Genomic DNA, 2,043 nt, shown 5'->3' with positions numbered 1-2,043 from the left:
TCTATATGGCACTGGGAATCTAGACGGCCGAGAAACGGATGGTCTCCGTATGGTGATCGAACCGATGCACGACTATGGCGACGCCATTCAAGCGGTGCTTGCAGGCCCCGGTCGAAACTTTCCGTTTGAGTACTACACCGTCAGGTTCCAGACCTTTGCGCGTAACCCGTACACCAGTTTCAATCGTCCGGTCCGCCACCTCCTGCTCGACAGTTCTCGCATCGACAACGAGTATGCTGCGCGGGAGTACACCCGCTCTGCGTATCACTTCAACGCGACTGTTGAGACGCGTTATCAGTTGGAAAATTCGTACCGCATGGGGAAGCAGGAGTTCAAAAACAGGGAGCTAACGGCGCTCAACCAGGACCTCGCCGGCTTCCAGTTCGACGTGCGGTCGAGTGTGCGCTCCAACCTGGAGTCTGATCTCGTCATCACGGAGGGGGGCATCGCCCTAGAGCACCGTGGTAAAGGCCGACAGTGCTTCATCAAGACTCAGTTCGCGCTAAATACTCGCAGGGCTCAGGCCGGACTCGATGTCATGCTGCTCGAAGAGCCTGAAAATCACTTAAGTCATACCTGGATGAAACGGCTGGTCGATCAGCTCAGCCAGAATCAGGACACCCAACTCTTCGTGGCGACACATAGCAGCCACATCTGCTCGCGCCTCGACCTACGTAAAGCCCTCTTACTCGGCACTGATCAACGCAGCGGAATGCTCAAAGACCTCAGCGAGGGCACCGCCGAGTTCTTCATGAAAGCACCGGACAATAACGTCTTGGAGTTCGCGCTCTCCAGCAAGGTAATCCTCGTCGAAGGGGATGCTGAGTTCATCCTTTTGGAGGCCTTCTACAAGAAGGTGACTGGCGGTAGGCGAGCGCATGAAGACCACATTCACGTTATTGCCATCGGAGGTACCAGCTTCAAGCGGTATCTCGAACTGGCGGGCCTGCTGGGTACCAAAGTGGCCGTAGTTCGGGACAACGACGGTAATTACGAGGGAAACTGCGTGGAGAACTACGCGGGTTTGGTCAACGATCACGCTATGGTCTTTGCCGACCAAGACAACACGCGCAAGACCTTCGAAATCGGCCTTTACCACGACAATCAGGCCATCTGCGACGAGTTGTTCGCACCGGGCCGCAAATCGCTGACCCCCTTGGAATACATGCTGGGCAACAAGGCGGAGGCTGCCTTCGAGCTTCTGGACAAGAAAGAAGATGAGTTGGTCGTTCCGGGCTACATCGTGGAGGCGATCGAGTGGGTAAGGATGTAATGTTCGCGGTCGCCGGGTCCGGCAAGACCTCGACGCTCATCGGGCGCCTGAACCTCGAACAGCGCGCGCTGATCATCACCTATACCGACAACAATCACAGGCACCTGCAACAATCGATCATCCGCAAGTTCGGGCATGTGCCGCCCAACATTACGGTGCTCACCTATTTCGGCTTCCTCTACAGGTTCTGCTACCGGCCACTGCTTGAGCTGCAACTGGGCACGCGAGGCCTGAACTTCAGACTCCCGCCTCCTCACACACAGACTATCCCGCGCCAGGAAATTGAGTACTACAAGGATGGGCAGGGCAACCTATTCCACAACCGCCTGGCAAAGCTCCTGCAGATCAAGGAAGCCGTGCCCCGAGTCATTGCCCGAATTGAGCGATTCTACGACCAGTTTTTTGTCGATGAAGTCCAAGACTTCGCCGGTCATGACTTCGACTTGCTCCTCGCCCTCATGCCTGCCCATGTCGACATCTTGCTCGTCGGGGACTTCTACCAGCACACCTTCGACACCAGTCGGGACGGGAATACCAACAGCAATCTCCACAACGACATTCATAGGTATGAACAGCGGTTTACCCGCACCGGTCTATCCCTCGACAAGCAAACTCTGAGCCGCAGTTGGCGGTGCGGAGCCACCATCTGCGACTTCATCAGCAGTCACCTGCAGATCAACATGCAGTCGCACAGGAATGACCACACGACCATCATCCCAGTAGGCTCGCAGGCGGAAGCCAACGCCATCCACGCCGATCCAACCATCGTG

The 2,043-nt window shown here is 56.3% G+C and carries 2 protein-coding genes; both read left to right on the top strand.

Annotated elements, in window-relative coordinates:
• A partial coding sequence (locus FAS41_RS30570) for an ATP-dependent nuclease (RefSeq protein ID WP_138527006.1) occupies nt 1-1,273 on the top strand: 1,273 nt, incomplete at its 5' end.
• Nucleotides 1,273-2,043 (top strand): DEAD/DEAH box helicase (locus tag FAS41_RS30565; protein WP_138527005.1); only part of this gene is annotated, 771 nt, incomplete at its 3' end. The genes FAS41_RS30570 and FAS41_RS30565, both read left to right, overlap by 1 nt.

This window comes from Pseudomonas nicosulfuronedens (genome assembly GCF_005877905.1).
Lineage (GTDB): Bacteria > Pseudomonadota > Gammaproteobacteria > Pseudomonadales > Pseudomonadaceae > Pseudomonas > Pseudomonas nicosulfuronedens.
This window is presented reverse-complemented; position numbering and strand designations above follow the sequence as displayed.